Genomic DNA, 25715 nt, shown 5'->3' on the forward strand with positions numbered 1-25715 from the left:
AAATTGCATTCCAGCAGGGCTCTACTCGCACTTTCCCTGTCTGGAAGCAATCTCGGCGCGGCGCCGGGATGAGTAGGCGTAGCGGGGGATCTGCACCGCACCACGCCAACCACGGGCATACATCGCAGCCTTCAGCTCCTCTATGACGTGGATGGGGTCGTCTTCTTTGACGACGACGGAGACGGCCCATCCGCGGCGGCGCAGTGCAGGAATGGCGTATCGGTCCAACAGATACTGCTTGCGATCGGACTGGTGTTGGCCCCCGTCGTACTCGAAGGCGACTTGATAGCCGTCCCAGCCGAAGTCGACGGTGCGAATGTGCTTCCCGTGTTCGTCGACGACGGGAATCTGGGTCTGGGGGATCGGAAAGCCACTGTCGATGACGAGCTTTCGCCACCAGGACTCGCGAGGCGACTGGGCGCCACCGTCGACGAAGGGAAGTACGGCCTTGAGGCGCGCGACGCCGCGGGCTCCCTTGTACCGCTTGGTCAAGACCAAGACGTCTTCGATTGAGTACGGCCGCGCCGCCATGAGCGCATCGAGGCGCGCCATGGCGTCGTAGTCGGGTCGATAGCGGCCGAGGTCGAATGCAGTGCGGGCGGGGGATGCGAGAGGCAGACCGTCGAGATCCTGCCACTCGTCCGCGGCGATCCGCTCGTTCCGGGCGATGATGCCACCCGGTGGGCGGGGGCATTTGTAGACCAGCTCGATATCGACGGTGTCATCGATCCACTGCGCGCCGTGCAGTGCCGCTGCCGCCAATCCGCTGATCACTGCGACGCGCTGCGAATAGAGCCACGCGCCGATCGCGCGATCACGGACTGTCAGGCTCTGAACCCGTGGTGCGTGAACATTTCTGAATATCGGTTGGTAGTGCCGGCATAGCTCGTGTCGGGTGACGACGCCATTCGCGATCGCTTCGGTGCCGATGATGATGTTGCTCATGGCCGAATGGTCGTCGTGGGGACCGACGAAACTGAGGCCTGCCACCGATGTTATCCACAGCGACCGCCGAGATTGCGTATGCGCAGACGTCTACTCGAACTTCTGCTGCTGGAATGCAATTTCGGCGGGAACTAGCGCTGGCAGTTCGGGCACCAGTAGGTGACGCGTTCGGTGTCCTTGTCGGTCTCGATAGGCGTGTTGCATCGACGGCAGGGGAGGCCGGCCCGTCCATACACCCACACATCCTGGCCGTGGCGGGTGTTGCCGGTCGTCGTGCGATTGTTGCGTAATCGGTTCGCCCACAACATCTGTTGCGAGCGCGTGGCCAACCGGAGCGGATCGGTGACCTCCCGAACCGGCGTCCACGGCAGCAGCCCGAACACGAAGCACAGCTCGTTGGCAAACACGTTGCCGACGCCGGCCATGACCCGCTGATCCAGCAGCGTCTCGGCCAGCGGCCGATCGGGGTCGGCCACCATATTGGCGGCCGCCAGCTCGGCCGACCAGTCGGGCCCGAGCAGATCCGGGCCCAGGTGCGCGACCGACTCCATATCGGTCGCGCGGTCGAGGACCTCCAGCACCCCGAGATCCACACCCGAGGCCCGGGACTCGGCGGTCTCCAGCACGATGCGGATCTTGTATGCCGGGACCCGGACCCGGCCGATCACCCACGCGCCGTCCATCTTCAGATGCGAATGGATGCTGGCCTGACCCACCCGGATGAACAGGTGCTTACCGCGACTGAGCACTTCGTCGACGACTTGACCCGAAAGGTCCACCGCCGCATAGCGCGGGACGCGGACGTCGCACCGCGTCAGTTGCCGGCCCTCCAGAGCGTCCCGCAGTTTGGAGGCGGCGCGAAAGACGGTGTCACCTTCGGGCATCAGCGCAGCCGCAGTCCTCGGGGTGTCCGCGAGAACCCGGCCGTCGTCAACGCCTCGACCATCGCCGACCCGCGCGACTCCAGGACGGGCACCCCGTCGATGCGTTCCACAAGCAATGCCGGAACCCGTTGGCGCGTCACGAGTTCAGCCAGTGCAGCCGCGGCGGCGTTGGCCGTCTCGGGGTCGGCGGTGAAGCTCAGCAGCGACCGGCCACCCCGTTCCACGAACCAGGTCAGCTCGCCGTCGACGAGCACGACGAGAGCGCCCGCTTTACGACCGGGTCGGTGGGCGGTTTCGCCGTCGGTGCTTCGGGTCGGCCACGGAAGCGCGGCACCATAGGGATTGGCGGGATCGGTGGCGGCCAACGCGATGGCGCGCAGGCTCTGTTGCTTATCGTCGATGCTGTCGGCGTGACTGCGCAGCCGGTCGACGGTGCTGGCGGTCGCAAACTGTGCGCCGCCAAGGGATTCGACGAAATAGCCGCGCTGGCAGCGGCCCGCATCCTCCATCGTGGTCAGCACCTTGTACATCGAGGCGAACCCGCCGGCAATGTTCTCGGCGGCCACCGCGCCTTTCGTCAGCACTCCGTGGCGTGCCAGTAGTTGGTCGGCCTGGTAGTGCGCCCGCACAGTCGAATCCACCTCTGCCACGGGCAGCGCCGACCACCGCCCGGCCACTGTCGGATCGGAATCACGGTGTGCGCTGAGGCTGGACGTGCTGAGGCTGTAACGGCTCAACCGCGGCGCCCGCCGGTGTCGATGCGACGGCGTGGCCGTCCGCCGGCTACCCGATCCCTTCGTGCCTGCCAGCAGCGCCCGCACCGGAGCGAACGTGTCCCCACCGACATAGCCGGCCCAGATCAACTGCCACAGAGCTTCTTTCAACGACTCTGTCGACACTCCGTCAATGGACAGTTGCCGGAAGAAGTAGGCGCCACCACCCGACAGCGCCGCCAGGACCTGATGGTGGACGTCGGTCAGATCGAGCTCGCCCGGCGGTGCGAGCGACAACGGTGCGGTATCCGTCGGGTGGAACGACACCCAACCGTCCGCGGCCGACAGCGACCCGGATCCCGACCACAGCACCTCGCCGGAGGCCAGCAATTCGTCGAGCATGCCGGGCTGGTAGTCGCGGACGCGCTGACCGAAGACCAGCGGCTCGACCGCCGAGGCGGGCATCGGCACCCCGGCCAGCTGGTCGATCACCGACGCGAGGCCGTCCACCCCGGACACCGAGTCCGAACCCAGCATCTGCCATGCAGGGAGGAACCGGCCGAACGCCGCCGTGCTGACCGGTTCGATCTGTGCGCGGAGGGCGGCCAGCGAGCGCCGACGCAGAATGCGCAGCACCTCGGCGTCGCACCACTGGTCGACCCCGCCGGAATCGGTGGGCACGTCGGTGAATTCGCCCCGGACGAGCTTGCCGTCGGCGGCCAGTCGGCCCAGCACGTCGGCGGCGACTCGGAGCCCCAGGCCGAACCGCGCCGCCGCGTCGGCGGTGGTGAACGGCCCGCGGGTGCGCGCATACCGCGACAGCAGTTCACCCAACGGATCGACAATGGGTTCGAGAAACGCCATCGGGACGCCGACGGGCACGGCCACGCCGACACCGTCACGCAACCGCCCGATGTCCTCGACTGCCGCCCACCAGGTCTGTCCGGCGTAGGAGACCGTCACGACCCGCTTGGCGGTCAGCAGACCTTCGAGCCAACCACCGACCTCCGATTGAGCGCACCGCTCGGCGATCTCGTCGGATGTCAGCGGCCCGAGGAGACGTAGCAGGTCTGCCACACCCTCGGCGTCGCGCACGAGCCGTTCCGGGGTGAGGTGCTGCAACTGGCGCGTCGTGTTCACGATCACGTCGGCGTCGAGCAGCTCGCGCAGTTCGACGCGGCCCAGCAGCTCGGCCAGCAGCGTCGGATCCAAAGCGAGTGCGGCGGCGCGCCGTTCGGCCAGGGGGCTGTCGCCCTCGTACATGAACGCGCCCACGTATCCGAACAGCAGCGACGCCGCGAACGGGGACGGGGTTTGCGTCTCGACCTCCATGAGCCGCACCCGGCGTTGGGCGATCCGGCCCATCAATGCGCTCAGCGTGGGGACGTCGTAGACATCCTGCAGGCATTCCCGGACCGCTTCGAGCACGATGGGGAAGTCGGGGTAGTTGCGCGCGACGTCGAGCAGTTGAGCGGCTCGCTGACGCTGGTGCCACAGCGGTGAGCGCTTGCCGGGGTGGCGGCGGGGCAGCAGCAACGCACGGGCGGCGCACTCCCGGAACCGCGACGCGAACAGCGCCGACGAACTGACCTCCGTTGTGACCAAAGGTTCGATCTCGTCGGCGTCGAACACGAAAATGTCGGCACCGGGGGCGGTGTCATCGGTGTCGGGCAGGCGCACGATGATGCCGTCATCGGAGGCGGTCGGTTTCTCGTCGATGCCGTACCGCTCGTAAAGCCGCTTGCCCACAGCAAGGGCCAGCGGGCCGTGAACCCGAAGTCCATAGGGAGAGTGCAGGATCACCCGCCAGTCGCCCAGCTCGTCACGGAATCGCTCCACGACGAGCGTGGTGTCCGACGGCACCGCCGACGTCGCCGCGCGCTGTTCGTCGATCAGCTGCCACAGATTGTCTGTCGCGTAGCTGTCGAATCCGACTTGTTGACAACGCAATTCGAAGTCCGGGCGGTCGAGCCGGGCGAGCTCACCGGTGAACGCGCCGATCGCCGCTCCCAGCTCAGCGGGCCGCCCGACTCCGTCGCCGCGCCAGAACGGCAAGCGGGCCGGCTCACCCGGGGCGGGAATCACGAGCACCCTGTCGTGGGTGATCTCGGTGATCCGCCAGCTCGTCGCGCCGAGGGAGATCACGTCGCCCGGCCGCGACTCGTACACCATCTCCTCGTCGAGTTCACCCACGCGAGAGGGCTTCTCGGAATCGGCGCTCGATGCCAGGAACACCGTGAACAGGCCGCGGTCGGGAATCGCGCCACCGGACGTGACCGCGAGCCGCTGCGCACCGGGCCGCGATGTCAGCGTGCCGGTGTCGCGGTCGTACACGATGCGGGGGCGCAACTCGGCGAACTCCGTCGACGGGTACTTGCCTGAGAGCAGGTCGAGGGTCGCTTCGAAAGCGCTGCGCGGGAGTGTCGCGAACGGTGCGCTGCGCCGCACGGTGTCGAACCACGCCTCAGCGCTGATGGGCTCCAGCGCCGCGGCGGCGACCGTGTGCTGGGCGAGAACGTCGAGCGGGTTGGCGGGCACCCGCATCGTCTCGATCTGTCCGGCCAGCATGCGCTGCACGCTGACGGCACACCCGATGAGGTCGGTGCGATGCTTGGGGAACAGCACACCCTGGCTGATCTCGCCGACCTGGTGGCCGGCGCGGCCGATGCGCTGCAGGCCGCTGGCCACCGAGGGCGGGGTTTCGACCTGGATCACCAGATCGACCGAGCCCATGTCGATTCCGAGCTCGAGGCTCGATGTGGCGACGACGGCCTTGAGCCGACCGCTCTTGAGGGCGTCCTCGACGTCGGCGCGGGCTTCCTTGCTCACCGAGCCGTGGTGGGCGCGGGCCAGCACCGGCTCCGCGCCGTAGGTCTGCCCGCTGCCCATGATGTGGGCGGGCGCCCCGCCGGCCACACCGGGGTTGTGGGCGCCCAGTTCGACACCGGCCCGCTCGGCATGGATCTCGTTGAGCCGGGCCGTCAGTCGTTCAGCGAGGCGGCGGGAGTTGGTGAAGACGATCGACGAATTGTGCGCTTCGACGAGGTCGACGATCCGTTCCTCGACATCCGGCCAGATCGAGTTGTCCTCGAGGTTGGCCATGTCGGGCACGGGAACCTGGACCGACAGGTCGAACGTCTTGGCGGCGGGCGGGGCGACGATGGTCGTCGGGGATGCGCCCGACAGGAAACGCGCGACTTCCTCGGCGGGACGCACCGTCGCGGACAGGCCGATCCGTTGGGCGGGCGAGTCCAGCATCGCGTCCAGGCGCTCCAAGGACAGGGCCAGGTGCGCGCCACGCTTAGTGCCGGCGACGGCGTGCACCTCGTCGATGATCACCGTGTGCACGCTTGCCAACGTCTCGCGGGCCGCCGACGTGAGCATCAGGAACAGAGATTCGGGTGTGGTGATCAGGATGTCGGGCGGCTTAGTGATCAGCTCCCGGCGCTTGCTGGGGGTGGTGTCGCCGGACCGGACCCCGACGCTGATGGCCGGCGGCTCCTCGCCGACGCGCTCGGCGATGCGTGAGATCCCGGTCAGAGGGGTGCGAAGGTTGCGCTCGACGTCGACAGCCAGCGCCTTCAACGGGGAGACATACAGAACCCGGGTGGCGCGGGTGTCTCGGGGCTCGCGAGCCAAGCCATCGATCGCCCACAGGAACGCGGCGAGCGTCTTACCTGAGCCGGTCGGTGCGATGACCAGCGTGTTATCACCGTCGGCGATGGCGTTCCACGCCTCGGCCTGCGCCGGAGTCGGCTCGACGAACGTGCCCGTGAACCACTCACGTGTGAGTCCGCTGAAACGCGCCAGCGGGTCGGTCGTGGTGGACATGGGTCCATGGTGCCCTCAGGTGCCGACAATTAGGCGGGTGGGCGGGATCGGCACCGTCAATAACGGCGACCTTTTGTCAGATTCAGACATAAGATCTTGATCGTGGTGGCGGGGGATTGGCGGCCGCATGTTCCGGCCGCGACTTTGGGGCGGCCGAGAATCGCCGACCGCATCGTCCGGCGTCCGGACCTGCTCACGAAGCTGGGAGCGGCTGCCGGTGGTGACCTCGTGGTCGTGACCGCCCCAGCGGGCTACGGCAAGACCACCGCGGCGGCGGTGTGGGATACCGAGGACAGCCGCACGTTCGCGTGGGCACGTATCGACCACCTCGACGACGACCCCACTCACCTGCTCCTGCACATCGCCACCGCGATCGTGCGGAGCACCGATGCCGACAACAACCTGCTGTCCTTCCTCGGCGGACCCGGTCGAGATGCGAACACGCACCTCTTGCCTGCGGTCGTCCAGCTTCTTGAGGAATGCGGGCCCGTGGTCGTGGTGCTCGACGACGTCCACAAGCTATCGACTCCTGAGGCAACCACGACGCTGCACGCCCTCGTCGATGCGGCTCCGCCGACGACGACCATTGCCCTCCTCGGTCGCTACCTGTTGCCGCTGGAAGTCCCGCGCCGCCGACTCCAGGGCGACGTCATCGAAGTCGGGCAGGATCTGTTGCGTTTCTCTGCTGACGAGGCGGTGGCCGCTGTCGAGTCGGTGATCGGACTCAGCGACGACGCCACCTTGGCTGCGGTGGTCAACCTGTGTGAGGGCTGGGCGGCCGGGGTGATCCTGACGGCGATGGCACTGCGCGACGGTGCCGCGCTGGAGGCGCTCGCGGGGCGCAATAACTTCGTGGTCGACTACATCGTCGAGGAGGTCATCGACCGACTCGACGCCCACACGGCGACTTTCGTTCTCGAATCGGCGGTGCTCGACCGTTTCAACGCCGAACAGTTGGATGCTGTCCTCGGGCGTGATGACTCGGCCCGCATGCTGGGCGTGATGTCGACATCGGGCAATCCCTTCCTGATTTCTCTTGATCACCAAGGGGATTGGTTTCGGTACCATCACCTTTTCGGGGATGTGCTGCGGGGTCGTCTGCGTGATGTCCAGCCGGCTCGATTTCGGACGTTGGCCTCTGGCGCAGCAGATCTGCTGGAACGTGTGGGTGATATCGACGGTGCCCTTCTTCATGCGCTCGAGGCGGGGGACCGGGAGCGCGCCGCCGCGCTGGTGGGCCGCGAAGCGGTCCGGCTCGGCTTCGACGGCCGAGTCGGTGTGCTCGCCAGAAGGCTGAGCATGCTCGACGCACGCACCTTCGCCGAGCATCCGGACGCCGCGGTCGCGCGCGCATGGCTCGGCGTCACGAAGGCCGACGCCGAGCTCATCCAGCGGTCACTGATGCTGGCGCTGCGCAGCGATCACGGAAGTCCACTGTCCGACGGCACGCCGTCGGTCAATGTTGCTGTAGCCCTGATCAGTTCGCTCGTGGGCGCCGGCGGAGTGGCCGAGGTCGTGCGGCATGCCGATATCGTCCGCGCCGCCGGTGACAGCCTGGTCAACCCATGGTGGGGTGCGGCGACCGTGATGAAAGGCGCCGCCGAAGCCATGCGGGGGCAGGTCAACAAGGCGCGCCTGCTCTTGGAATCCGCCCTACCGGTCATCGAGGATCTGCCCGGGTTTCACGCCGCGGCGCTGGCGCACCTCGCACTTCTCGATCTGGGTGCCGGAGACGACGAAGGGGCCGTGCAACGTTCCGACGCGGCCCGGATGCTCGTCGACAAGTACGACCTGTGCGACGTGGTGCCGATGATCGTCGTGTACTCGACGAGTGCGGTCATGGCGGCACGCGTGGGGGACGAGGCAGGGGCGCGGAGCTCAGCTGCGACGGCCCAGACGCTGCTCGACCGTCTGGGACACCTGTCGGCGCGCACCGCACTGCTGGGGCACGGACTGCTCGCCTGGACGGCGGCGGTGATGCAGGATCCGGAAATGCTCAGCGGCCATCTCGCCGTGGCGGACCGCATCCGCCACCGCGAACCTGACGCCATCGCACTGGTGCAACGCGTCGAGCGGGTGAAAGCGATGGCGGCAGGTGGCACCCATCCCCTCACAGCCGCCGAACTTCGACTGTTACCGCAGCTGGCCACCCATCTTTCGCTGCAACGGATTTCCGAAGAACTAGTGCTCGGTCGTGAAACCGTGAAGAGCCAGGCGACATCGATCTACCGAAAACTCGGAGTCTCATCCCGCGCTGAGACGGTCGCCGAAGCCAAGAGGGTCGGTCTGATCCCGGAGTGAGCCTGGGGCGTCTCATCCATAGGTCATTCTCGCCACATTCCGCCATAGGTTCTGCAGACTCTCGGTACCGCCGAACAGCGTTGTGAAATGCGTGGAGTCGATGAGCACGATGTCGCCGGCCCGGTCACCGTCCGGCGGCATCCAGATCACTGCGTTGAACTCGATATTGCCTGACGCGGTGAACGGGTGCGGCCGGTCGAGATCGACCGGCTGGCGCCCCAGCACCCGAAGCGCGGCGCCTTCGGGGGCCGTCAGTTCGTAGTGGGGCAGGTGCTGGTGGAAGCTCAGCGTCGAAACCCCAGCCAGTAGCGCGAGCTCATCGAAATCACGAAAAGTGGTCAGTGGTAAAGGTTCTCGGGTGCCGGATTGAAGCGCCGGCCGAAGGCCCCAGATGTTGTGCACCGGGACGCCCAGCGCACGCATCAGTGATCGGGTATAGCGGCTGAATCGTTGCTTGCGTGGCACAAGCCTGTCGCCGTGGTGTTCGTACTCGATCTGACGTTGGGCGAGGTCGTCGGTGAATCCGACGTCGTGATGTGGGGCGAGCAACAGGCAGGTGCCTTCACCGCGGAGCCATTCGCGGATCGCTTCGACCTCTTCGCGGTCGGCTTCCAGTCCCGAATTCAGGTGATCGAGTCCGAAGATCATCAACGTGTCGGTGTCTGCGAGGATCCGTTCGTCGATCGGCTGCCGGTAGCCGGCCTGGTCGACACGCTGGAAGACGGCGACGGGATGGCCGGTTTCCTCTCCCGCCAGGTCCTGGAAGGAGAGGGTGGAGCGATGGAAGAGCTCGAGTGTCCCGGCGATGCCCTGGAGGAAATTCTCGGCTTCGAACTCAGGCTTCTCGTAGGCGGGATAGACGACGTTGCGAACTTCGGTGAGAGTGGAGAACCGATTCGACATTGCTGCCGGATCACGTTGTGCTTCCCAGGGATAACTCCACGTCCAGTAGATGCTGACCCGACGGCGGCCGTCGCGCGGCCGGGGCAGATGGTCCTGGTTGTACGTGCGGGCCGCTCGTACTCTCATTGGGGTCCCTCTGCCAGATAGCGCAGCGCGTTGAGGCCCGGCAGGAAGAAATACGCGCCACCGCGCAGCGTGGTGAACGCTGGGATTCCCTTGTGGACCTTGCGGATCGGACGTTTGGGCACGGTGAAGTCCAACGTGCCGTCCTGAGTGCCGCAGATCGGGTCGTGTTCGTTGCGGAGTTCGTGGAACGACTTGTCGTTGATCCACACGTTCTGCGCGAACTCGAACTGGCGGATCAGGCTCGCGCAGATGATGAACGCGGCGATACCGCGGTCGACGCCGTCCTCGGGCGCACCGTCAGGCAGAGCCGGCCCGTAGGTTGCGCCGCGACGAATCATCCTGCGGCGGTTCATGTTATGGGCGGTGTCCCTCGGATTGAGGCGGCGCGCGTGCGAACCGAGTGGGCATGCGTAGCCCAGAGGGTCCATCTCCTTGTAGTCGAAGTCGTTGTTGCGCATCGGATCCGCCCCCAACTCGGGGTCGTCGGCGTCGGGTGCCAGTACGAGGGGAGCGCCGCTGCGCCAGCGCCCCATGAACTTGGCGGCCAACAACTCCTGCTCTTGAGGACTCGCGGCGTTGTCCGCAAGATAGGAGCGGAAGGCCCCGACGTGCTCCTGAAGCATCCGGTAGGCCATGTAGCTTCCGTTGCGCGACAGTATCTGTGGCTCTGGGATCTCGGGTGTCGGGCTGAACTCGTCGGGGTAGCCGAGGATGAACTCGCCGGGTTCCAGAGGCGCTCCCGACCCTGGCGTCGGCTGCTCTCCGGAACCCTTCATGACGGGCTGGGAGAGCCTGTCCCGGAACCCGAAATGGTCGTGGGCGTAGTTGAACGGCGGGTTGGCGTTCAGGTCGAGATAGGACACCGTGCGGACGCCGTCGCAGCGCGCGACGAGCTTGTCGTGTTCACCGACGCAGCGCCGGTGTTCCTCGTCATCGCGGGCGAAAAGGATGGCGATCGCGTGGATGTCGTCTCCGGCCAGCCCGCCCACCCAGTGTTCCGGAGCATTGGCACCGGTGTCGCCGAGGATGTCGGCGCGGGCTGCCATGCCCTCGCGGAACTCGTCGGGAAAGGTGGCCAGTGCTTCCTCGGGAACGCCGAGCGCGCGAAGCCCAGTCCAGGTGAACGCCAACGTAATCCACCGTTTGGACGCATCCATGGTGGCGGCAGCGTCCGACGCCGACTGCACCCGATCGAGAAGCTCCGACAACCAAGCCCGTCCCCCGGCAGGGGTGTCGAACGTCAGGAACTCGTACCGACCCGTCATGGCCGGCGTCCGGGTCAGCAGGATGTGCTGGATGTCGTCGAGATCGAGCGTGGCTTCCACTGGGTCACTGCATCTGGTCGAGCATGTCGGAGAACGCGGCCTTGAGCCGCAGCGCTTTCTTGATCTCGTCGGCGGTCACGTAGGGGTACTCGCCGTACTCCAGGAAGCTCGGAACCTGATGTTCGCGGACGAAGTTGATGAACGCTTCGGGGTTGGTCTTCCAATCTTCCGGGAAGCCTTCGAGATTGGTGAAGACAGTGGTGATACCGGTCGCGCTGAACAGTCGCACCGCGTCCTCGGTGTACTTGTCGAAGTCGGTGTCGAAGATGCCCTGATACTGGAAGTGCAGCCCCGACCCCACGTCGAACAGAATCCAGCGCAGGTAGTGCAGGCGCAGTGGGGCGAGCACGTCGGGGCTGCCCGCGATCGCTTCTTCGATCTGCTTGCCATAGGCACGGACGGCGTCCTCGCGCCCGTCCTTGACTTTCGCGATGATGGAGAAGCCGTGGCACGCCGGCGTGCGGGGGAAGACCGGTCCGTAGCGGCCACGCTCGAGTTCGTGGTACCCCTCGGGTGGGATCGCCATCGCTGCGGGCCTCGCCCAAGTGTCGTCCGCCATGACCACCCTCCCGATCGTGTCGATCGGATGCTAGGACGGCCCGCATACGGTGTCCTCCCCCGAACTGGGGGAAGCTCGCAATATTAGAGCCTGGGGTCACGCCGGGCGGCGTGGCTGCTAGGGACAGCCGAAGTGGCCTGACCCCAGGCGAATTCGACGCTACCCCGGTTCGGTCCCCGGACGGTCCGTATCAGCAAAGTTTCACCCTTTGTGGGGGATGTCCTCATGGTTTTCGGTGCCTAACCTCAGGTCCGAATCAGCGCGGGAGGAGTCTGCGATGCGGTTGGCCACCTTGTTAGTCGCACCTGTAGTGGTGTCGACTGCGGTGGCGGTGGCGCCCCCTGCCGCGGCCGATTGCACGAGTGCCGGCGGAACGACCATCTGTTCCCAAGGCACCGTGCGCGGCAGTAACACCGGCGACGGCCCCAGCGGGTCGTCGGGGCCGTACGCCCCGTATCCGTGCGACATCGACTGGTACGACTGCGACGAGTGGTGGGGGGTCGAGTTCGACCTGGACGCCGACATCGACTGGGATCCCGGACGTCCCGGTGGCCCGGGAGGGCCGGGAGGCCCCGGCGGACCGGGTCGACCGGGCGGGCCGGGCGGTATCGGCGGGCCCGGCTTCGGCGGCGGCGGCGGTGGCTTTGGTGGGGGCGGCGGCCGCGGCGGCGGGCGCGGACGATGAGAACGGCAAACGAGGAGAACCACATGGCGTTTCGTTCACTGGTCCTTGCGGGGGCGGCCCTCGCGGGTGTCATCGCACTCGGCCCCGCCGCGGCACATGCCCAGCCGCCTGCTCCACCGAACTGCTCGTCGGCCGACCTCACCGGTGTGATGACCGGCGTCATGGCGGCGACGTCGGCGTACCTGTTCACCCACCCGCCGGTCAATGACTTCTTCTCCACCCTGAAGGGGAAATCACCCGAGGAGCGTCGCGCAGCACTCGAAGCCTTCATGACTGCCAACCCTCAAGTGGGCGCGGAACTTCAGGGGATTCGCCAGCCGATGAAGGACTTCCGGAACCGCTGCGGCTGACGGCGGCCTACCATTCGGGTGTGCGTTCCCATTTCGTACGGCGCTCGGTCGCCGCAGCCCTCGGCAGCGGTGGTGTCCTGCTCGCCGTCGCCATCCCCGCGCAGGCTCAGCCGGCGCCGAATTGCACGGCGGCCGACCTTGCCGGCATCGCGACCGGCGTCAGCGCTGCCACGTCGGCATATTTGTTCACGCATCCACCGGTCAACGAGTTCTTCACGTCGCTTCTCGATATGGGTCCTGACGAGAAGGAGGCGGCGGTGACCGAATACGCCGACGCGAATCCGCAGATCGCGGCCGAGTTGCGGGGTATCCGGCAGCCGTTGACCGACTTCCGGCATCGCTGCCATCACCTGCAGCCGCCGGTGTGATTCAGCGTTGGCCGAGCGCCACCGCTTCCGCGAGCACCGCGGGAATCCCCGGCACCCGGCCGATCGCGTCCATCAATCCGTGCGCGCAGAGGTCTGCGATGAAGTCGGCGTCCAGTGACGAGTCGATCAGCCGTTGGCGGCACATCTCGAACGTGAACGCCAGCCACCCGTAGACGGTGGCCCGCAGGTCCCGTTCCACTTTGGAGTCGATGTCGCCGACCTCATGGGTGATGCGGTCGATGATGCGATTGGCCTGCCGGTCGTTGTCGATGTCGTCGATCCCGCGTAGCACCGGGTCGGATCGGCCCATCCCCATGTAGGCCGCCCAGGCGCCGTGCGGGTGATGCTCGTCGTACTGCAGATATGCCAGGACGCCGGCGCGGACCTGACCGAACAGGGTCTGCCCGGGTAGTGGCGGGGTGTTCGTCGCCTCGAACAGCCGCTCGCCCTCGGCGCGGACGACGGCCGCGAAGAACGCCCGCTTATCCGGGAAGTAGTGGTACATCAGGGCGCGGGAAACTCCGGCGCGCTCGGCGATCTCGTCGATCCGCACCTCGTCGTAGGGTCGTTGGCCGAACACGTCGGCACCGAGCGCCAGCAGTTCGTTGCGGCGGTCATCGGGGGAGAGCCTGCGGCGCGCCTCAGCCATGGCACGATACTAGTTGACACATGTATAACAGCGGCGGAGGCTTGGTGATATGGCCATTGTGGACGACCGGCGGTCGTTTCCGGAATTGCCCCATCCGCCGCGTCGACTGCCTGTGCTGGGCGATGTGCTCGGCATCAGCCCGGACATTCTCTCGCAACCGTCGTCAGATCTCGCGGGCCTCGGTCCGGTGTTCGAGTTCCGTTTTCTCGGTGCCCGCTGGGTGGTCGCCGCGGGCGCGGAGGCGGTAGCCGAGCTGAGCGACGAAAGTCGCTTCTGCAAGCATGTTGGCCCCGACATCGACGCGCTGCGCCTGCTGGGCGGCGACGGACTGTTCACGGCATACAACGACGAGCCCAACTGGCAGAAAGCGCACGACGTGCTGATGCCCGCGTTCAGCCAGCAGGCGATGCGGCGCTATCACTCCATCATGTTCGATGTCGCCGACGAGCTGGTCGCGCGCTGGGATGCGCGGGCCCTCACCGGTGAGGTCGTCGACGTTTCGGCCGACACGACGCGGGTGACGCTTGAGACGATCGGACGGTGCGCGGCCGGCCATCCGTTCGGATGTTTCGCCTCCGAGGAGACCCATCCCTTCGTCGAGCACATGGTGGCGGGTCTGCGGGGTTCGGACAAAGTCGGGGTGTATCGGCAGACATTTCTGCCGAAATACGTTGCGCGACGGGCGGAACGGCCGGTGCGGCAGCACGCTGCGAAGATGCACGCCATCGCCGACGAGATCATCGCCGACCGGGTCCGCCAGGGCCTGGGACGCCATGACGACCTCCTCGAGCTGATGCTGACCTCGGACCTCGATCGAGAAAACATTCGCTACCAGCTGATCAACTTCCTGGTCGCCGGACATGAAACCACCTCCGGCGCCTTGTCTTTCGCGTTGTATTACCTGTCGCGGCATCCTGAGGTCGCGGAGAAGGCGCGCGCCGAGGTCGCCGAGGTATGGGGTGTCGAGGATCGGCCGGCCTTCGAGATGATCGCGAAATTACGGTATGTGCGACGGATCTTCGACGAGGCCTTGCGGTTGCAGCCCACGGTGCCGGGCTACTACCGGGAGGCGCGTGAGGACACCGTGCTCGCCGGCGTGCATCCGATGCGCAAGGGAGACTGGGTGCTGGCGTTGACGCTGTCGCTGCACCGCGATCCGCGCTGGGGCGGGGACACCGCCGTCTTCGATCCCGATCGTTTCGCGCCAGAACAGGTCAAGGCCCGCCCGGCCGGGCTGTACAAGCCGTTCGGCACCGGCCCGCGCTCCTGTATCGGGCGGCAGTTCGCGCTCCACGAAGCAATCCTGCTGCTGGCTGTGCTCATCCGGCGCTATGAGTTCGTCCCGGACCCCGACTATCGGCTGCAGGTCGCGCAGCGACTCACGTTGATGCCCAAGGACTTCCACCTCACCTTGATGCATCGGTAGCTTTGCACCGCGAGCGCGCGTGTCTGCACGCCGCCGCGCCGCGCCCTCCGGCATTTTGCGCGCCCTCGCCGCCTTTCAAAGCGCCCGCAGTGCCCGCTGATACCGCCGCATCCCGCTGACCCAACGGTCGTAGTCACCGCCCTTGTGGCGGTACATCTCGAGCAGTTCGGCGTGCGGCAGGACCATGAAGCGGTCCGCCTGGATCGCCTCGACGGTCGTCGTTGCCACATCGGCCGCGCTGAGCACGTTTGCCGACTGCTCGATCGACGACGCCCCGAGCTTCGCATCCGGATCGTCGATCCCTCGGATCGTCTGCAGCAGCGGCGTTTCCACGCCCAACGGGCACACGCAGCTGACCCCGATGCCGTCGTCGCCGTAGGTGATGGCGAGCCACTCGGCAAAGCCGACCGCGGCATGCTTGCTCACCGCGTACCCGGCCGCACCCAACTGTGTCAGCAGACCAGCCGCCGACGCCACCGACACGAAATGCCCGGATCCCTGCGACTGCCAGTGGGGAACGAGCAGCCGAGCCGCCCGGATGTGTGCGCGCAGGTTCACGTCGAGGATGATGTCCCAGTCGGATTCCGTTCCGAGGCCGGGCTTTCCGATGACGCCGGCGTTGGCGACGTAGATGTCGACGGGCGCGAACTCGCGGGTCGCCAGCGTGATGAGGGCCTCGATGTCGCCGACGTCGGAGGCGTCGGCGCGCAACGCGGCTGCGTTGCCGCCCGCATCCCGGATGGAAGCTGCGGTGGTGTGCGCTCCGGCGTCGTCGAGATCGCCGACGACGACACTGACGCCGTGGGATGCCAGTTCGGCGGCCAGCGCCGCGCCGATACCCGATGCCGCGCCGGTGACGATCGCTGTCTTGCCCTGTAACTCCATGGTCCGATTCTGCGCGGCGAGCGCGCCCAAAATGTACGTGGGTTGCCGCGTGTCGCCGGGCAAACCCGCGCGCTCGCGGTGCAGGCCGGCAACCGACTCAGCCGAAGTGGACGCCCTGGGCCAGCGGCAGCTCCGACGAGTAGTTCACCGTGTTCGTCGCGCGCCGCATGTACGCCTTCCACGAATCCGACCCGGACTCGCGGCCGCCACCGGTCTCCTTCTCGCCGCCGAACGCGCCGCCGATCTCGGCGCCCGACGTGCCGATGTTCACGTTGGCGATGCCACAGTCCGAACCGTCGGCCGCCAGGAAGCGTTCGGCCTCGCGGACGTCCAGCGTGAAGATCGATGACGAAAGACCCTGAGGCACAGCATTGTTGAGTGCAATGGCCTCGTCCAGGGTTTCATAGGTCAGCACGTAGAGGATCGGCGCGAACGTCTCTTGATGCACGACCGCGCTCTGCGCCGGCATCCGGACGACCGCGGGTGTCACGTAGAACCCTTCCGCGTCCACGTCGACCCGGTGTCCGCCGGTCACCGAGCCGCCCTCAGCCTCGGCCTGCTGTAACGCGCCCACCATGTCCCGGTAGGACCGTTCGTGGATCAGCGGACCGACCAACGTGCCGTCGCCGAAAGGATCGCCGACCGGCAGCTGCTCGTAGGCCGCGACGATCCGCGACACCAGCTCGTCGGCGATCGACTTATGCACGATCAGCCGCCGCAGCGTCGTGCACCGCTGGCCGGCAGTGCCCGCCGCGGAGAACACGATGCCGCGTACCGCGAGGTCGAGATCGGCGGCCGGTGTCACGATGGCGCCGTTGTTCCCGCCCAGTTCCAACAGGGAACGTCCGAACCGGGCAGCCACCCGCGGTCCCACCTCGCGGCCCATCCGCACCGACCCGGTCGCCGACACCAACGCGACCCGCGGGTCGTCGACCAGCTTCTCGCCGACCTCGCGCTCACCGAGCACCAGCCGCGAAACCTCAGCAGGTGCCCCGACATCGGCACACGCACGCTCGATCAAGGCCTGGCAGGCGACCGCGGTCAGCGGCGTCAGCTCGGAGGGCTTCCACACCACCGTGTCGCCGCACACCAACGCGACCGCGGTATTCCAGGCCCACACGGCGACAGGAAAGTTGAACGCGGTGATGACGCCGACGACCCCGAGCGGGTGCCACGTCTCCATCAGCCGGTGACCGGGTCGCTCCGACGCGATCGTCTTGCCATACAGCTGGCGGGACAGGCCCACGGCGAACTCGCAGATGTCGATCATCTCCTGCACCTCGCCCAGTGCCTCGGAGTTGATCTTGCCTGCCTCGATCGTGACCAGCGAGGCGAGCGCCGCCTTGTGCTCGACGAGCAGCTGGCCCAACCGCGCGACCAGCGCGCCACGCACCGGTGCCGGAACCGTCCGCCACGTCGAAAAGGCCGCGGAGGCTGCCTCGATCGCGGCATCGGTGTCGGCGACCGTCGACGCGGGCACAGTGAACAGCACGTCACCGGTGATCGGTGTACTGGCGGGCAGGCCATGGTCGCCGGGTTCACCCAACGTGACGGTGGCGCCGACGGCGGATAAGGCGTCGCGGACGCGTGAGCGCAGGGCGTCGGCGGTGGGCAGCGGGGAGGACAGCACGGTGGTCATGAGCATGCGACTTTCTCGTAGAGGTCGTAGGGGTCGTGAATGTGATGTCCGATCTGGCCGGCCATCCACTCGAGGTTGTAATGGGTCTCGTCGGTTCCGGAAGACACCGCGGCGTCGGTATCGAGGTTGGAACGGAAGATCCCGGCCGCCGAGGCCGGCAGGAAGTCTTCATAGACAACGGGTTTCGTCGGATCTCCGCCCACGTAGTAGGCCAGCCCGGCGGTTGCCATCTCCACGTCGGTGGGCGGAAAGTGCTGTTGCCACGCTGCGGCGGGGTCGGGAGAGGCCATTGCCAGGTCGTAGCGCTGACGTCCCAGCGGGGTCAGTGCCACCCCGCGCTGCTCGACCTCGCCGAAGCGCACCCGCAGCGTTCCGTCCGTGACTGCGCCGTCCGACTGCCGGAAACGCCGGGGTTCGGCCAGCGCCCGAAACGACGTCTGCCGCAACAACACCTGCGGCCCATCGATCCGCGGCGGGCCCTGGATGTGGTCGATCATTGTGATTCCGCGTTCCGTCATACGGCGCTGCAGTGCGTCGATGTCGAGGACGCGCGGGGTCAGATGGTTGATGTGTGTCGACGTGACACCGGCGATGTCGGCGGCGACGGCGGACACCGCCGAGAGTTCTTCGTACCAGCGGTGATCGATCGGCTCGCGGGACAGCGCGAACGCCGAGACCGCGGATGCGACGAAGTCGCTCGCCTCGGTGTCTGAGCATCCGCCCGATGCGGCGATCCGACGTGCCTGGGCGATCAGCGACGGGTCGAACAGTTCGCGGCTGCTGATGAACGTGTCGACCCGGGAGCGCAGGTCTGAACTGAAGAACCGTTCGTCGGCGGATGCGAGCATCGAGGTGAAGACGCGAAAGGGATTGCGCGCCAGCTCATTCTGGTCGGTGGGCCGGAACGCGGTGGAGACCACGGGCACGGGGGAGGCGGCCTCGCGCAGATCGTAGTAGCCGACAGGGTGCATGCCGAATGCGGAGAACAGGTCGGCGACCTGTGTCAGCTCACGGACGTTGCCGACACGGATCGCGCCGTGGCGTTCGGCGGTGACGCGCTCCAGCGATCCGAGCCGTTGTGCATGCGACGAGGCGTACTCGGCGTTGACGAGACCGCTGACTTCCACGAGCGTGTGGTAGGCCGGTACCTCGGCGCCGTACATGCTCGACAGTCCGGCGGCGAATTGCGCCCGCAATTGCCAGGTTTCAACAGAACTACCCACGAACCCTCCGATACAGTGCGGCCATGACCGAGCCCGTCGAACCCCAGTCGCACGCGCCGCTCGACGAGATCGACCGGGTGCTGGCGCGCGAGCTCGTCGCCGACGGGCGGGCCACGCTGGCGCATCTGGCGGCCACGGCGGGGCTATCGGTGTCGGCGGTGCAGTCGAGGGTGCGGCGCCTGGAGGCACGCGGAGTCGTCAGCGGGTACGCGGCCCGTATTGACCCGGATGCCGTCGGCAGCATGCTGTCGGCGTTCGTCGCCATCACTCCTCTCGATCCCTCTCAACCCGATGATGCACCCGCGAGGCTGGAGCACATCCCCGAAATCGAGGCGTGCTACTCCGTCGCCGGTGAGGACAGCTACGTCCTGCTGGTCCACGTCGAGTCGGCGCGGGCGCTGGAAGGCCTGCTGCAGAAGATCCGCACCGCGGCCGACGTGAAGACGCGAAGCACGATCATCCTACATAAATTTTACAGCGATCGCCGATACATACCGGAATAGTTCTTGTTCAAGGTCGACTGAGCATAAATATTCCGTTAAGCTCGGCGGTATGACCGCTGTTCTTCCGGAAACACGCCATGTCGCCACGACGTCCGTGGCCCCCGCCGACGTGCGCGGCGTACTGGCCCGCAGCATCCTGGCCGACGGGCTCGACCTGGTCCTCGACATCGACCGGTCGCACGGGTCCTACCTGATAGACGCGCGGTCGGGCCGGGGCTACCTCGACATGTTCACCTTCTTCGCGTCGTCCGCGCTGGGGATGAACCACCCGGGCCTCGCCGACGACGACGAATTCCGCGCAGAGCTTGCTGCGGCGGCAGTGAACAAGCCAAGCAACTCCGACGTCTACAGCGTCCCGATGGCCCGATTCGTCGCGACGTTCGCTCGCGTCCTCGGCGACCCGAAGCTGCCCCACCTGTTCTTCGTCGACGGCGGTGCGCTCGCCGTCGAAAACGCGCTCAAGGTCGCGTTCGACTGGAAGAGCCGCCTCAACGAATCCAAGGGCGTCGATCCTGCGCTGGGCACCAAGGTGCTTCATCTGCGCGGCGCGTTCCATGGTCGCAGCGGCTACACGATGTCGCTGACGAACACCGACCCGAACAAGGTGGCGCGCTTCCCGAAATTCGACTGGCCGAGGATCGACGCTCCCTACCTTCGTGCGGGCGCCGACATCGACGCGCTGGAAGCCGAGTCGCTGCGTCAGGCCCGCGCGGCGTTCGTCGCTCATCCGCACGACATCGCGTGCTTCATCGCCGAGCCGATCCAGGGGGAGGGCGGCGACCGGCACTTCCGCCCGCAGTTCTTCGCTTCGATGCGCGACCTGTGCGACGAGTTCGACGCGCTGCTGATCTTCGACGAGGTTCAGACCGGGTGTGGGATCACCGGAACTGCCTGGGCCTACCAGCAATTGGGTGTTCAGCCGGATGTTGTCGCGTTCGGCAAGAAGACGCAGGTGTGCGGTGTGATGGCCGGGGGCCGCGTCGACGAGATCGCCGACAACGTGTTCTCCGTCAGCTCACGGATCAACTCGACGTGGGGCGGCAACCTGGTCGACATGGTCCGGTCCCGGCGAATCCTCGAGATCATCGAGGCCGACGGACTTTTCGATCACGCGGCGGATGTCGGCGGCTACTTGCTCGACGGCCTCGGCGAATTGGCAAGTGAGTTCCCCGGATTGGTGCGCGATGTCCGCGGCCGCGGGGTGATGTGCGCGTTCAGCATGCCGTCGGCGGCCCAGCGCGACGAGCTCGTCGCGGGGCTGTGGGAATGTGGCGTGATCATGCTCGGGTGCGGAGCGGACAGTGTCCGGTTCCGGCCGGCGCTGACGGTGTCGCGCGCCGAGATCGACGCGGCGCTCGTGGCGGTGCGTGCGGTCCTCAGGACGCTGCAGACTGGGTGAGCCGACGGATCGTCGACCGCAGGCGCGGTAGGTCCGCGCCGCCGACGAGTTCACAGCCGTGCAGTTCGGCGAGTTTTCTTGCCGCTGGGGTGAATTCGTGGTTCGTGACGACCATGGTTCGGGTGCAGTCCTGCATCGGCGCGCCCGCGACGACTTCCTGCACGGCGCTTGCGCCGACCGGCCGGGACAGTCGTTTGCACTGGACCGCCAATCGATGGGGCCGGTGACCGACGATCAGATCGACACCCCAGTCACCGCTGAGCGGGGTCATGATCACCGGCACCCCGCACGTGCGGGCGATTCGGGCGACGTAGTCCTCGAACTCCAGGCCCGACATGTCGGCATCGGCTGGTCGCTCATGCGCGCCGGGCGTCGCGGCGCCTACGATGGCGGCGCGCAGGAAACGGGGCGCGGCCATCACGAGAACCGGGATCAGCAACGCAGCGACCAGGCTCAGCACGACGTGGGATCCGGCGAGATACACGGTGGCCCCAGCCGCGATGCCAAGGGCCATGTAGAGCTTCCACCTCAGCGTTGTCACGGCCGCATCCTAAGCGGGCGTACCGACATCACAGGTTTATCTCGAAAGCGTGACGGGAACTCCCCGCAAATCGAAGCACCGGCTTCTTTTCGCGAAAACGGAGACCACACGATGGCCGACCTGTCTCACCAGACCCGTGAGTTGCGCCGCCACGGCGGCGGCATCGACGCCGGAGTGCGCGAGGCCGCCCGCACCGGACTGGGTCTGGCGGCGGTAGGTCTGGTGTTCCTGCTCGTGGCCGACATGTGGAACGGCACGTGCACCGGCTCGCTCGCTCAGGCGGTCGGCTGCGGGGTCCCGGAACAGGCGATGCTGGCGCTCGGATCACCGGCGATTCTGTTGGCGGGCGGCGTGTGGTCGCTCGTCCGTGGCATGCGCGTCAAGAACGAGCAGAATGCGTGGTTGGCCTGGCAGGCCGCAGGTTGGAGCCTGCTCGTGCTTGCGGTGCTGTGCACCGTTTTGGCCCTTCCTTCACTACCCGGTCAGTAGCACACTGGAGGGGTAGTTCTAAGGAGTACCGCATGAAGGGTCCCCAAGATCCTGTCGATCACGTGCGTACGACACGCCCGCACGCCGGTGAGTCGATAAAGGACAACAAGATCATGCCGGGGCTCGTGGTGATCGGTCTGTCGCTGGTCAGTTTCGTCGCGGCGCTGTCGGCGTTCGCCACTTCCCATCACGGTGTCGGTCTCATGTTCGGCGCGATCGCGCTGGCCGGCCTCGTGTTCGGGGGAGGGTGGTTGATCGTCGAGCATCAGCGCGTGCGCCGTCTCGAACAGCGTTGGTACGCAGATCATCCCGGGTCGTACCGGCAGCACCCCAACAGCTGAGGGGTTGGCGCCGAGATTGCGCTGAGGGCTGCGGGAGGATCGTTATCCACAGCCCTGAGCGCAGTTTGGGCGCGCAACGGCCCAACCTGTCGGATCCCGTGCCGACGATCGCTGCATGGGAAGGGTTTTCATCGCAAGTGAGGCACTCGCGTCGGGGCTGTTGACGCGGTCGGCGCTTCGATGGAATTACCAGCGAATCTTTCCCGATGTCTATATCGACGCGAAAGCCGTACCGACATTGCGCGATCGCACGATCGGGGCTTGGCTCTGGTCCCGTCGGGCTGGCGTCATCGCCGGCGCGGCCGCATCGGCGCTGCACGGCGCCCGGTGGGTGAGCGCCGAAACACAGATCGAGATGATCTACCGCTGCGGCCGTCCGCCACCCGGAATTGTCGTGCGCAACGAACGTCTCGACGGCGACGAGGTCGTCGAGGTTGGCGGCGTGCTGGTGACAACACCAGAACGGACCGCTTTCGATCTCGCCAGACATCTGCCGCGCAATCAGGCTGTGGCGCGGTTGGATGCCCTCGCGAATGCCACTGAGGTCGAGGCCGTCGATGCGCTGCTTCTCGCGCGGCGCTATCCGGCTGCCAGGGGTATCCGCCGGGCGATCGAATCTCTGGCTCTGACTGACGGCGGCGCACAGTCACCGAAAGAGTCATAGTTACGCCTGCTTCTAGTCAATACCTGGCTCGACCCGGTGCGGACACAAATCGGGGTGGGCGGAGGACGGGCGCACCTCGACATGGGTTATGACGCGCCAATGGTCGGCCTCGAATATGAGGGGTCACACCACAGCGAGGATCGCGGGACCTATGTCTATGACATCGGGCGCTCGGAATTCATCGATCGCTGCGGCTGGATCACCATCAAAGTGGTGAAGGAGCATTCGGCAGCCTTCGTGCTGTCGCGGGTCGGTGAGGCGTTCGCGCGTCGCGGCTACACGCCCAGATTGCGTCCACGGCCGCAAACCCGCCGACGCAACCGCCGTCAGCGCAACATCGGCGCATAACGCTTAACCCGAAGCCGAAATAGCAATGGGCCCAACCAGTCTCCTGGTCGGGCCCATCACGGGAAGTCCTACTCGGCAGCCTTCTGGCGTGCCTCGGCGGCTTCCGCAGCGGCACGGGCAGCTTCGGCTTCGCCTTCCTTCTTGGCGACGTCGCGCTGCGCGTCGGCCTTGTCCTGCTGAGCCTCGCCCTCTTGCGCCAAGTCGTCGTTACCTGTGACGGTACCGACCGCTTCCTTGGCCTTGCCCTTCACGTCTTCGACGACGCCCTTGATGCCGGCCTCGGGGCCACTGTCCTTGTCGCTCATATCTGCCTCCGTTGGTGGGTGGATATTGGAAGCCCAGTTCTTGAGCCACACCGAGGCTTCCCGGGCGCCGAAGCCGCTAAACGGGTGACTGTCGTCTCACCCGATAACGACTCGGTAGCAACGGTTTTCCCTGGGTTTGTCCAGGGCCGTCACGGGTACGCCGCGTGCCATGGCGTACGCAGCTCACCCGGTTTGGTCCTCACGGGTCACGGGGTATGAACCACGCACCATGAACAGACTGACACTGCAGGCTGCGTCATTGCATGATCGGCGCGAGGATGAGGAAAGCGCCGGCGTAGATGGCGACGCCTATCAGGATGAGGGCCGCAAGAATGCTTACGGCGATCACCAGAATCCGGCGCAGCGGCTTGATGTTCTGGTTCATTCTGTCGGGTTACCCGGGTCGGAATGGTCACTAACAAATGCACTCGTCAATGCCCGGAGCGCCCATGGATAGTGGGGACACAGCCTGGGGTAATCTCGCTTGGAAGTTTCCGGGAGGTCACATGGCCGATGTCGCGAGCCACAGCAATGGACAACGTCATAGCCCGCAGTCGGTAGAGCTCCGAGTTGCGGCTACGTTGGAGAATTTGGCGGTGCTGCGCACCCTGGTGGCCGCAGTCGGCACGTTCGAGGATCTCGATTTCGACGCCGTCGCCGACCTCAGGCTCGCCGTCGACGAGGCCTGCACGCGGCTGATCAGGTCGGCGGTGCCGGAGTCGACGCTCCTCGTCGTCGTCGATCCGCAACCCGAGGCACTCGTTGTGCACGCCTCGACCACGTGCGACAGCACGGACATCCTCGCGCCGGGCAGCTTCAGCTGGCACGTCCTGAGCTCCCTGACCGATGAGGTCACCACATTTTCTGATGGCCAGTCGGCCGGGGACGGCGAGGTCTTCGGCATCTCCATGACGACAAGGCGAGCGAGTTCGTTGCAGTGACGCGGCCGTCGTCGAAGGGCTCGTCACGGTCGAGTTCTGAATACTCCGACGTTGCCGACATGTTCCGCGAGTTGGCCAAACTCGAGGAGGGGTCGGCGAAGTTCCAGCGTCAGCGCGACCGCATTGTCGAGCGTTGCCTTCCGCTGGCCGACCACATCGCCCGCCGCTTCGACGGCCGCGGCGAGCCCCGCGACGATCTGGTTCAGGTCGCGCGGGTGGGTCTGGTGAACGCGGTCATCCGCTTCGATGTGACGGCCGGTTCGGACTTCGTCTCGTTCGCGGTGCCGACCATCATGGGCGAGGTTCGCCGCCATTTCCGCGACAACAGCTGGTCGGTGAAGGTTCCGCGCCGCCTCAAGGAGCTGCATTTGCGTCTGGGTGCCGCGACGGCCGAGCTGTCGCAGCGTCTGGGTCGTGCGCCGACCGCCACCGAGCTGGCCGCCGAACTGGAGATGGATCGCGACGAGGTGGTCGAAGGTCTCGTCGCTGGAAGCTCGTACAACACGTTGTCCATCGACAGCGGCGGCAGCGGCAGCGAGGAGGCTCCCGCGATCGCCGACACGCTGGGCGACGTCGACCTCACCCTCGATCAGATCGAAAACCGCGAAGCCCTGCGACCGCTGCTGGCGCAGCTACCCGAGCGGGAACGCACGGTACTCGTGTTGCGGTTTTTCGAATCGATGACGCAGACACAGATCGCCGAGCGGGTCGGCATCTCGCAGATGCACGTGTCGCGACTGCTCGCGAAGTCGCTAGCTCGTCTGCGGGATCAGCTGGAATGACTGCGGCGGTTCCTGCTGAACCGCTGTCAGCGCGTCGGAGATGTCGGCGCAGATCGGCAACGCCGAATCAGGGTCGCAGATTTTCAGCACGCGCCTGACGGCCTTGCCGGGCACGACTGCCCACCGGATGTCCTCACCGACGCACCGCACGTTCAGCGTGTGGAGCGCCGAGAAGCCGGCCGTTGAGAAGAAGCTCAGCCCCGACAGGTCGACGACGAGCCAGTTTGTCGTGGCGCTGTGGCGCAGCGCGTAGTTGACGAACGTGATGCCGTTGGCCGCGTCGAGCTCACCGTGAGCTTTCACGACGGCGGTCGCGGACTGGGGCCAGGCGGTCTCGAAGTAGGCCGTGCGGCAGACAAAGCGGTCTGGCGGTCGGTCAGACGGGGGGACGTGAGGCACGGTGACTCCATTCGAGAGTGCGTATTCGTGCTGCGGTTCACGCCAAGGTGGGCCCTAGGTCTCAAAGCCAGCGCGGGCGTTGCAGAAGGCTGCGATTTCAACCCTGCACGAACCATACGCTCTTGCCGTGGCCAGGGACAACGAATGTGAGAGGTTATTAACAAACACTCAGCACGGAGTTGTCGCCGGCG

General features: G+C 66.4%; 25 protein-coding genes and 1 pseudogene. 12 read left to right on the forward strand and 14 right to left on the reverse strand.

What is annotated here, in order from left to right; genetic code table 11:
- Positions 1 to 21: 21 nt before the first annotated feature.
- The 3 genes from P9A17_RS06200 to P9A17_RS06210 form a co-directional block, all read right to left on the reverse strand.
- Positions 22 to 945: a hypothetical protein gene (locus P9A17_RS06200; RefSeq protein ID WP_278037703.1), complete on the reverse strand. Its 924-nt coding sequence runs from the start codon at positions 943 to 945 to the stop codon at positions 22 to 24.
- A gap of 131 nt (positions 946 to 1076) precedes the next feature.
- Positions 1077 to 1829, reverse strand: coding sequence for an endonuclease VIII Nei2 (gene nei2, locus P9A17_RS06205; RefSeq protein ID WP_278037704.1), 753 nt, complete (start codon positions 1827 to 1829; stop codon positions 1077 to 1079).
- A complete protein-coding gene (locus P9A17_RS06210) occupies positions 1829 to 6373 on the reverse strand; it encodes an ATP-dependent helicase (protein ID WP_278037705.1) in 4545 nt (1514 codons plus the stop codon). The genes nei2 and P9A17_RS06210 overlap by 1 nt, the downstream gene beginning before the upstream one ends.
- A gap of 102 nt (positions 6374 to 6475) precedes the next feature.
- Between P9A17_RS06210 and P9A17_RS06215 the strand changes: the two genes are divergently transcribed.
- Positions 6476 to 8674, forward strand: coding sequence for an AAA family ATPase (locus P9A17_RS06215; protein ID WP_278037706.1), 2199 nt, complete (start codon positions 6476 to 6478; stop codon positions 8672 to 8674).
- A 12-nt stretch (positions 8675 to 8686) separates the two neighbouring features.
- Here the strand turns inward: P9A17_RS06215 and P9A17_RS06220 are convergent, their stop codons facing one another.
- The 3 genes from P9A17_RS06220 to P9A17_RS06230 all read right to left on the reverse strand — a co-directional run bounded on the left by P9A17_RS06220 (position 8687) and on the right by P9A17_RS06230 (position 11587).
- Positions 8687 to 9703 carry a hypothetical protein gene (locus P9A17_RS06220; RefSeq protein ID WP_278037707.1) on the reverse strand — a complete coding sequence of 339 codons (1017 nt, stop codon included), beginning with the start codon at positions 9701 to 9703 and terminating at the stop codon, positions 8687 to 8689.
- Entirely contained in the window at positions 9700 to 10968 is a 1269-nt protein-coding gene (locus P9A17_RS06225) for a peroxidase (protein ID WP_278038622.1), read from the reverse strand. Before P9A17_RS06225 ends, P9A17_RS06220 begins: the two co-directional genes overlap by 4 nt.
- A gap of 64 nt (positions 10969 to 11032) precedes the next feature.
- Complete coding sequence (locus P9A17_RS06230; RefSeq protein WP_278037708.1) at positions 11033 to 11587, reverse strand: hypothetical protein; 555 nt, start codon at positions 11585 to 11587, stop codon at positions 11033 to 11035.
- A 277-nt stretch (positions 11588 to 11864) separates the two neighbouring features.
- Between P9A17_RS06230 and P9A17_RS06235 the strand changes: the two genes are divergently transcribed.
- From P9A17_RS06235 to P9A17_RS06245, 3 genes are read left to right on the forward strand one after another with little or no spacing between them, the layout of a single operon-like run.
- Entirely contained in the window at positions 11865 to 12272 is a 408-nt protein-coding gene (locus P9A17_RS06235) for a hypothetical protein (RefSeq protein ID WP_278037709.1), read from the forward strand.
- 23 nt (positions 12273 to 12295) lie between these two features.
- Complete coding sequence (locus P9A17_RS06240) at positions 12296 to 12622, forward strand: heme-binding protein (protein WP_278037710.1); 327 nt, start codon at positions 12296 to 12298, stop codon at positions 12620 to 12622.
- Positions 12623 to 12642: 20 nt separating this feature from the next.
- A complete protein-coding gene (locus P9A17_RS06245) occupies positions 12643 to 12990 on the forward strand; it encodes a heme-binding protein (protein ID WP_278037711.1) in 348 nt (115 codons plus the stop codon).
- 1 nt (position 12991) lies between these two features.
- Here P9A17_RS06245 and P9A17_RS06250 read toward each other — a convergent pair whose 3' ends face one another.
- Positions 12992 to 13639 carry a TetR/AcrR family transcriptional regulator gene (locus tag P9A17_RS06250; RefSeq protein WP_278037712.1) on the reverse strand — a complete coding sequence of 216 codons (648 nt, stop codon included), beginning with the start codon at positions 13637 to 13639 and terminating at the stop codon, positions 12992 to 12994.
- Between the two features lie 49 nt (positions 13640 to 13688).
- Here P9A17_RS06250 and P9A17_RS06255 point away from each other — a divergent pair, with 49 nt between their 5' ends.
- Positions 13689 to 15065 carry a cytochrome P450 gene (locus tag P9A17_RS06255; RefSeq protein ID WP_278037713.1) on the forward strand — a complete coding sequence of 459 codons (1377 nt, stop codon included), beginning with the start codon at positions 13689 to 13691 and terminating at the stop codon, positions 15063 to 15065.
- Positions 15066 to 15140: 75 nt separating this feature from the next.
- Here P9A17_RS06255 and P9A17_RS06260 read toward each other — a convergent pair whose 3' ends face one another.
- The 3 genes from P9A17_RS06260 to P9A17_RS06270 all read right to left on the reverse strand — a co-directional run bounded on the left by P9A17_RS06260 (position 15141) and on the right by P9A17_RS06270 (position 18812).
- Positions 15141 to 15950 carry an SDR family NAD(P)-dependent oxidoreductase gene (locus tag P9A17_RS06260; RefSeq protein ID WP_278037714.1) on the reverse strand — a complete coding sequence of 270 codons (810 nt, stop codon included), beginning with the start codon at positions 15948 to 15950 and terminating at the stop codon, positions 15141 to 15143.
- 97 nt (positions 15951 to 16047) lie between these two features.
- The gene (locus P9A17_RS06265) at positions 16048 to 17589 is read right to left on the reverse strand and encodes an aldehyde dehydrogenase family protein (protein ID WP_278037715.1); all 1542 of its coding nucleotides are present in this window, start codon (positions 17587 to 17589) and stop codon (positions 16048 to 16050) included.
- Positions 17586 to 18812 (reverse strand): VOC family protein, encoded by a 1227-nt coding sequence (locus P9A17_RS06270; RefSeq protein WP_278037716.1) that lies wholly within the window; start codon positions 18810 to 18812, stop codon positions 17586 to 17588. The genes P9A17_RS06265 and P9A17_RS06270 overlap by 4 nt, the downstream gene beginning before the upstream one ends.
- A 23-nt stretch (positions 18813 to 18835) precedes the next feature.
- On the opposite strand from P9A17_RS06270, the gene P9A17_RS06275 reads away from it, so the two are divergent.
- Positions 18836 to 19315 (forward strand): Lrp/AsnC family transcriptional regulator, encoded by a 480-nt coding sequence (locus P9A17_RS06275; RefSeq protein WP_278037717.1) that lies wholly within the window; start codon positions 18836 to 18838, stop codon positions 19313 to 19315.
- Between the two features lie 49 nt (positions 19316 to 19364).
- On the forward strand, positions 19365 to 20714 hold the full coding sequence (gene lat, locus P9A17_RS06280) for an L-lysine 6-transaminase (protein WP_278037718.1): 1350 nt from the start codon (positions 19365 to 19367) through the stop codon (positions 20712 to 20714).
- Here lat and P9A17_RS06285 read toward each other — a convergent pair.
- Entirely contained in the window at positions 20692 to 21255 is a 564-nt protein-coding gene (locus tag P9A17_RS06285; protein WP_278037719.1) for a restriction endonuclease, read from the reverse strand. The genes lat and P9A17_RS06285 overlap by 23 nt on opposite strands.
- 111 nt (positions 21256 to 21366) lie before the next feature.
- Between P9A17_RS06285 and P9A17_RS06290 the strand changes: the two genes are divergently transcribed.
- The 3 genes and pseudogenes from P9A17_RS06290 (at position 21367) to P9A17_RS06300 (ending at position 23097) form a co-directional block, all read left to right on the forward strand.
- A complete protein-coding gene (locus tag P9A17_RS06290; RefSeq protein WP_278037720.1) occupies positions 21367 to 21744 on the forward strand; it encodes a hypothetical protein in 378 nt (125 codons plus the stop codon).
- Between the two features lie 32 nt (positions 21745 to 21776).
- Positions 21777 to 22085, forward strand: a complete 309-nt coding sequence (gene usfY, locus P9A17_RS06295; protein ID WP_278037721.1) for a protein UsfY — start codon at positions 21777 to 21779, stop codon at positions 22083 to 22085.
- A gap of 115 nt (positions 22086 to 22200) precedes the next feature.
- A pseudogene (locus P9A17_RS06300) lies at positions 22201 to 23097 on the forward strand (hypothetical protein).
- Positions 23098 to 23165: 68 nt separating this feature from the next.
- On the opposite strand, the gene P9A17_RS06305 reads toward P9A17_RS06300, so the two are convergent.
- Complete coding sequence (locus P9A17_RS06305; RefSeq protein WP_278037722.1) at positions 23166 to 23402, reverse strand: CsbD family protein; 237 nt, start codon at positions 23400 to 23402, stop codon at positions 23166 to 23168.
- 256 nt (positions 23403 to 23658) lie between these two features.
- Positions 23659 to 23787: a hypothetical protein gene (locus tag P9A17_RS06310; RefSeq protein WP_278037723.1), complete on the reverse strand. Its 129-nt coding sequence runs from the start codon at positions 23785 to 23787 to the stop codon at positions 23659 to 23661.
- Positions 23788 to 23908: 121 nt separating this feature from the next.
- Here P9A17_RS06310 and P9A17_RS06315 point away from each other — a divergent pair, with 121 nt between their 5' ends.
- Together P9A17_RS06315 and P9A17_RS06320 are read left to right on the forward strand one after the other, a co-directional pair.
- On the forward strand, positions 23909 to 24343 hold the full coding sequence (locus tag P9A17_RS06315) for an ATP-binding protein (protein ID WP_278037724.1): 435 nt from the start codon (positions 23909 to 23911) through the stop codon (positions 24341 to 24343).
- Positions 24340 to 25125, forward strand: a complete 786-nt coding sequence (locus tag P9A17_RS06320) for an RNA polymerase sigma factor SigF (protein ID WP_278037725.1) — start codon at positions 24340 to 24342, stop codon at positions 25123 to 25125. Before P9A17_RS06315 ends, P9A17_RS06320 begins: the two co-directional genes overlap by 4 nt.
- Here the strand turns inward: P9A17_RS06320 and P9A17_RS06325 are convergent.
- Positions 25096 to 25524: an STAS domain-containing protein gene (locus tag P9A17_RS06325; protein ID WP_278037726.1), complete on the reverse strand. Its 429-nt coding sequence runs from the start codon at positions 25522 to 25524 to the stop codon at positions 25096 to 25098. The two genes, P9A17_RS06320 and P9A17_RS06325, sit on opposite strands and share 30 nt — an antisense overlap.
- Between the last annotated feature and the right edge of the window lie 191 nt (positions 25525 to 25715).

Origin of the sequence: Mycobacterium sp. 236(2023), from assembly GCF_029623955.1 — a bacterium.
Taxonomy (GTDB): Bacteria; Actinomycetota; Actinomycetes; order Mycobacteriales; family Mycobacteriaceae; genus Mycobacterium.

Excerpts from the sequence above, each read along its gene's own strand:
- P9A17_RS06200 (WP_278037703.1), bottom strand. The coding sequence starts at position 945 with ATGAGCAACATCATCATCGGCACCGAAGCGATCGCGAATGGCGTCGTC.
- nei2 (WP_278037704.1), bottom strand. The coding sequence starts at position 1,829 with ATGCCCGAAGGTGACACCGTCTTTCGCGCCGCCTCCAAACTGCGGGAC.
- P9A17_RS06210 (WP_278037705.1), bottom strand. The coding sequence starts at position 6,373 with ATGTCCACCACGACCGACCCGCTGGCGCGTTTCAGCGGACTCACACGT.
- P9A17_RS06220 (WP_278037707.1), bottom strand. The coding sequence starts at position 9,703 with ATGAGAGTACGAGCGGCCCGCACGTACAACCAGGACCATCTGCCCCGG.
- P9A17_RS06225 (WP_278038622.1), bottom strand. The coding sequence starts at position 10,968 with ATGACGGGTCGGTACGAGTTCCTGACGTTCGACACCCCTGCCGGGGGA.
- P9A17_RS06230 (WP_278037708.1), bottom strand. The coding sequence starts at position 11,587 with ATGGCGGACGACACTTGGGCGAGGCCCGCAGCGATGGCGATCCCACCC.
- P9A17_RS06235 (WP_278037709.1), top strand. The coding sequence starts at position 11,865 with ATGCGGTTGGCCACCTTGTTAGTCGCACCTGTAGTGGTGTCGACTGCG.
- P9A17_RS06240 (WP_278037710.1), top strand. The coding sequence starts at position 12,296 with ATGGCGTTTCGTTCACTGGTCCTTGCGGGGGCGGCCCTCGCGGGTGTC.
- P9A17_RS06250 (WP_278037712.1), bottom strand. The coding sequence starts at position 13,639 with ATGGCTGAGGCGCGCCGCAGGCTCTCCCCCGATGACCGCCGCAACGAA.
- P9A17_RS06255 (WP_278037713.1), top strand. The coding sequence starts at position 13,689 with ATGGCCATTGTGGACGACCGGCGGTCGTTTCCGGAATTGCCCCATCCG.
- P9A17_RS06260 (WP_278037714.1), bottom strand. The coding sequence starts at position 15,950 with ATGGAGTTACAGGGCAAGACAGCGATCGTCACCGGCGCGGCATCGGGT.
- P9A17_RS06265 (WP_278037715.1), bottom strand. The coding sequence starts at position 17,589 with ATGACCACCGTGCTGTCCTCCCCGCTGCCCACCGCCGACGCCCTGCGC.
- P9A17_RS06275 (WP_278037717.1), top strand. The coding sequence starts at position 18,836 with ATGACCGAGCCCGTCGAACCCCAGTCGCACGCGCCGCTCGACGAGATC.
- lat (WP_278037718.1), top strand. The coding sequence starts at position 19,365 with ATGACCGCTGTTCTTCCGGAAACACGCCATGTCGCCACGACGTCCGTG.
- P9A17_RS06290 (WP_278037720.1), top strand. The coding sequence starts at position 21,367 with ATGGCCGACCTGTCTCACCAGACCCGTGAGTTGCGCCGCCACGGCGGC.
- usfY (WP_278037721.1), top strand. The coding sequence starts at position 21,777 with ATGAAGGGTCCCCAAGATCCTGTCGATCACGTGCGTACGACACGCCCG.
- P9A17_RS06305 (WP_278037722.1), bottom strand. The coding sequence starts at position 23,402 with ATGAGCGACAAGGACAGTGGCCCCGAGGCCGGCATCAAGGGCGTCGTC.
- P9A17_RS06310 (WP_278037723.1), bottom strand. The coding sequence starts at position 23,787 with ATGAACCAGAACATCAAGCCGCTGCGCCGGATTCTGGTGATCGCCGTA.
- P9A17_RS06315 (WP_278037724.1), top strand. The coding sequence starts at position 23,909 with ATGGCCGATGTCGCGAGCCACAGCAATGGACAACGTCATAGCCCGCAG.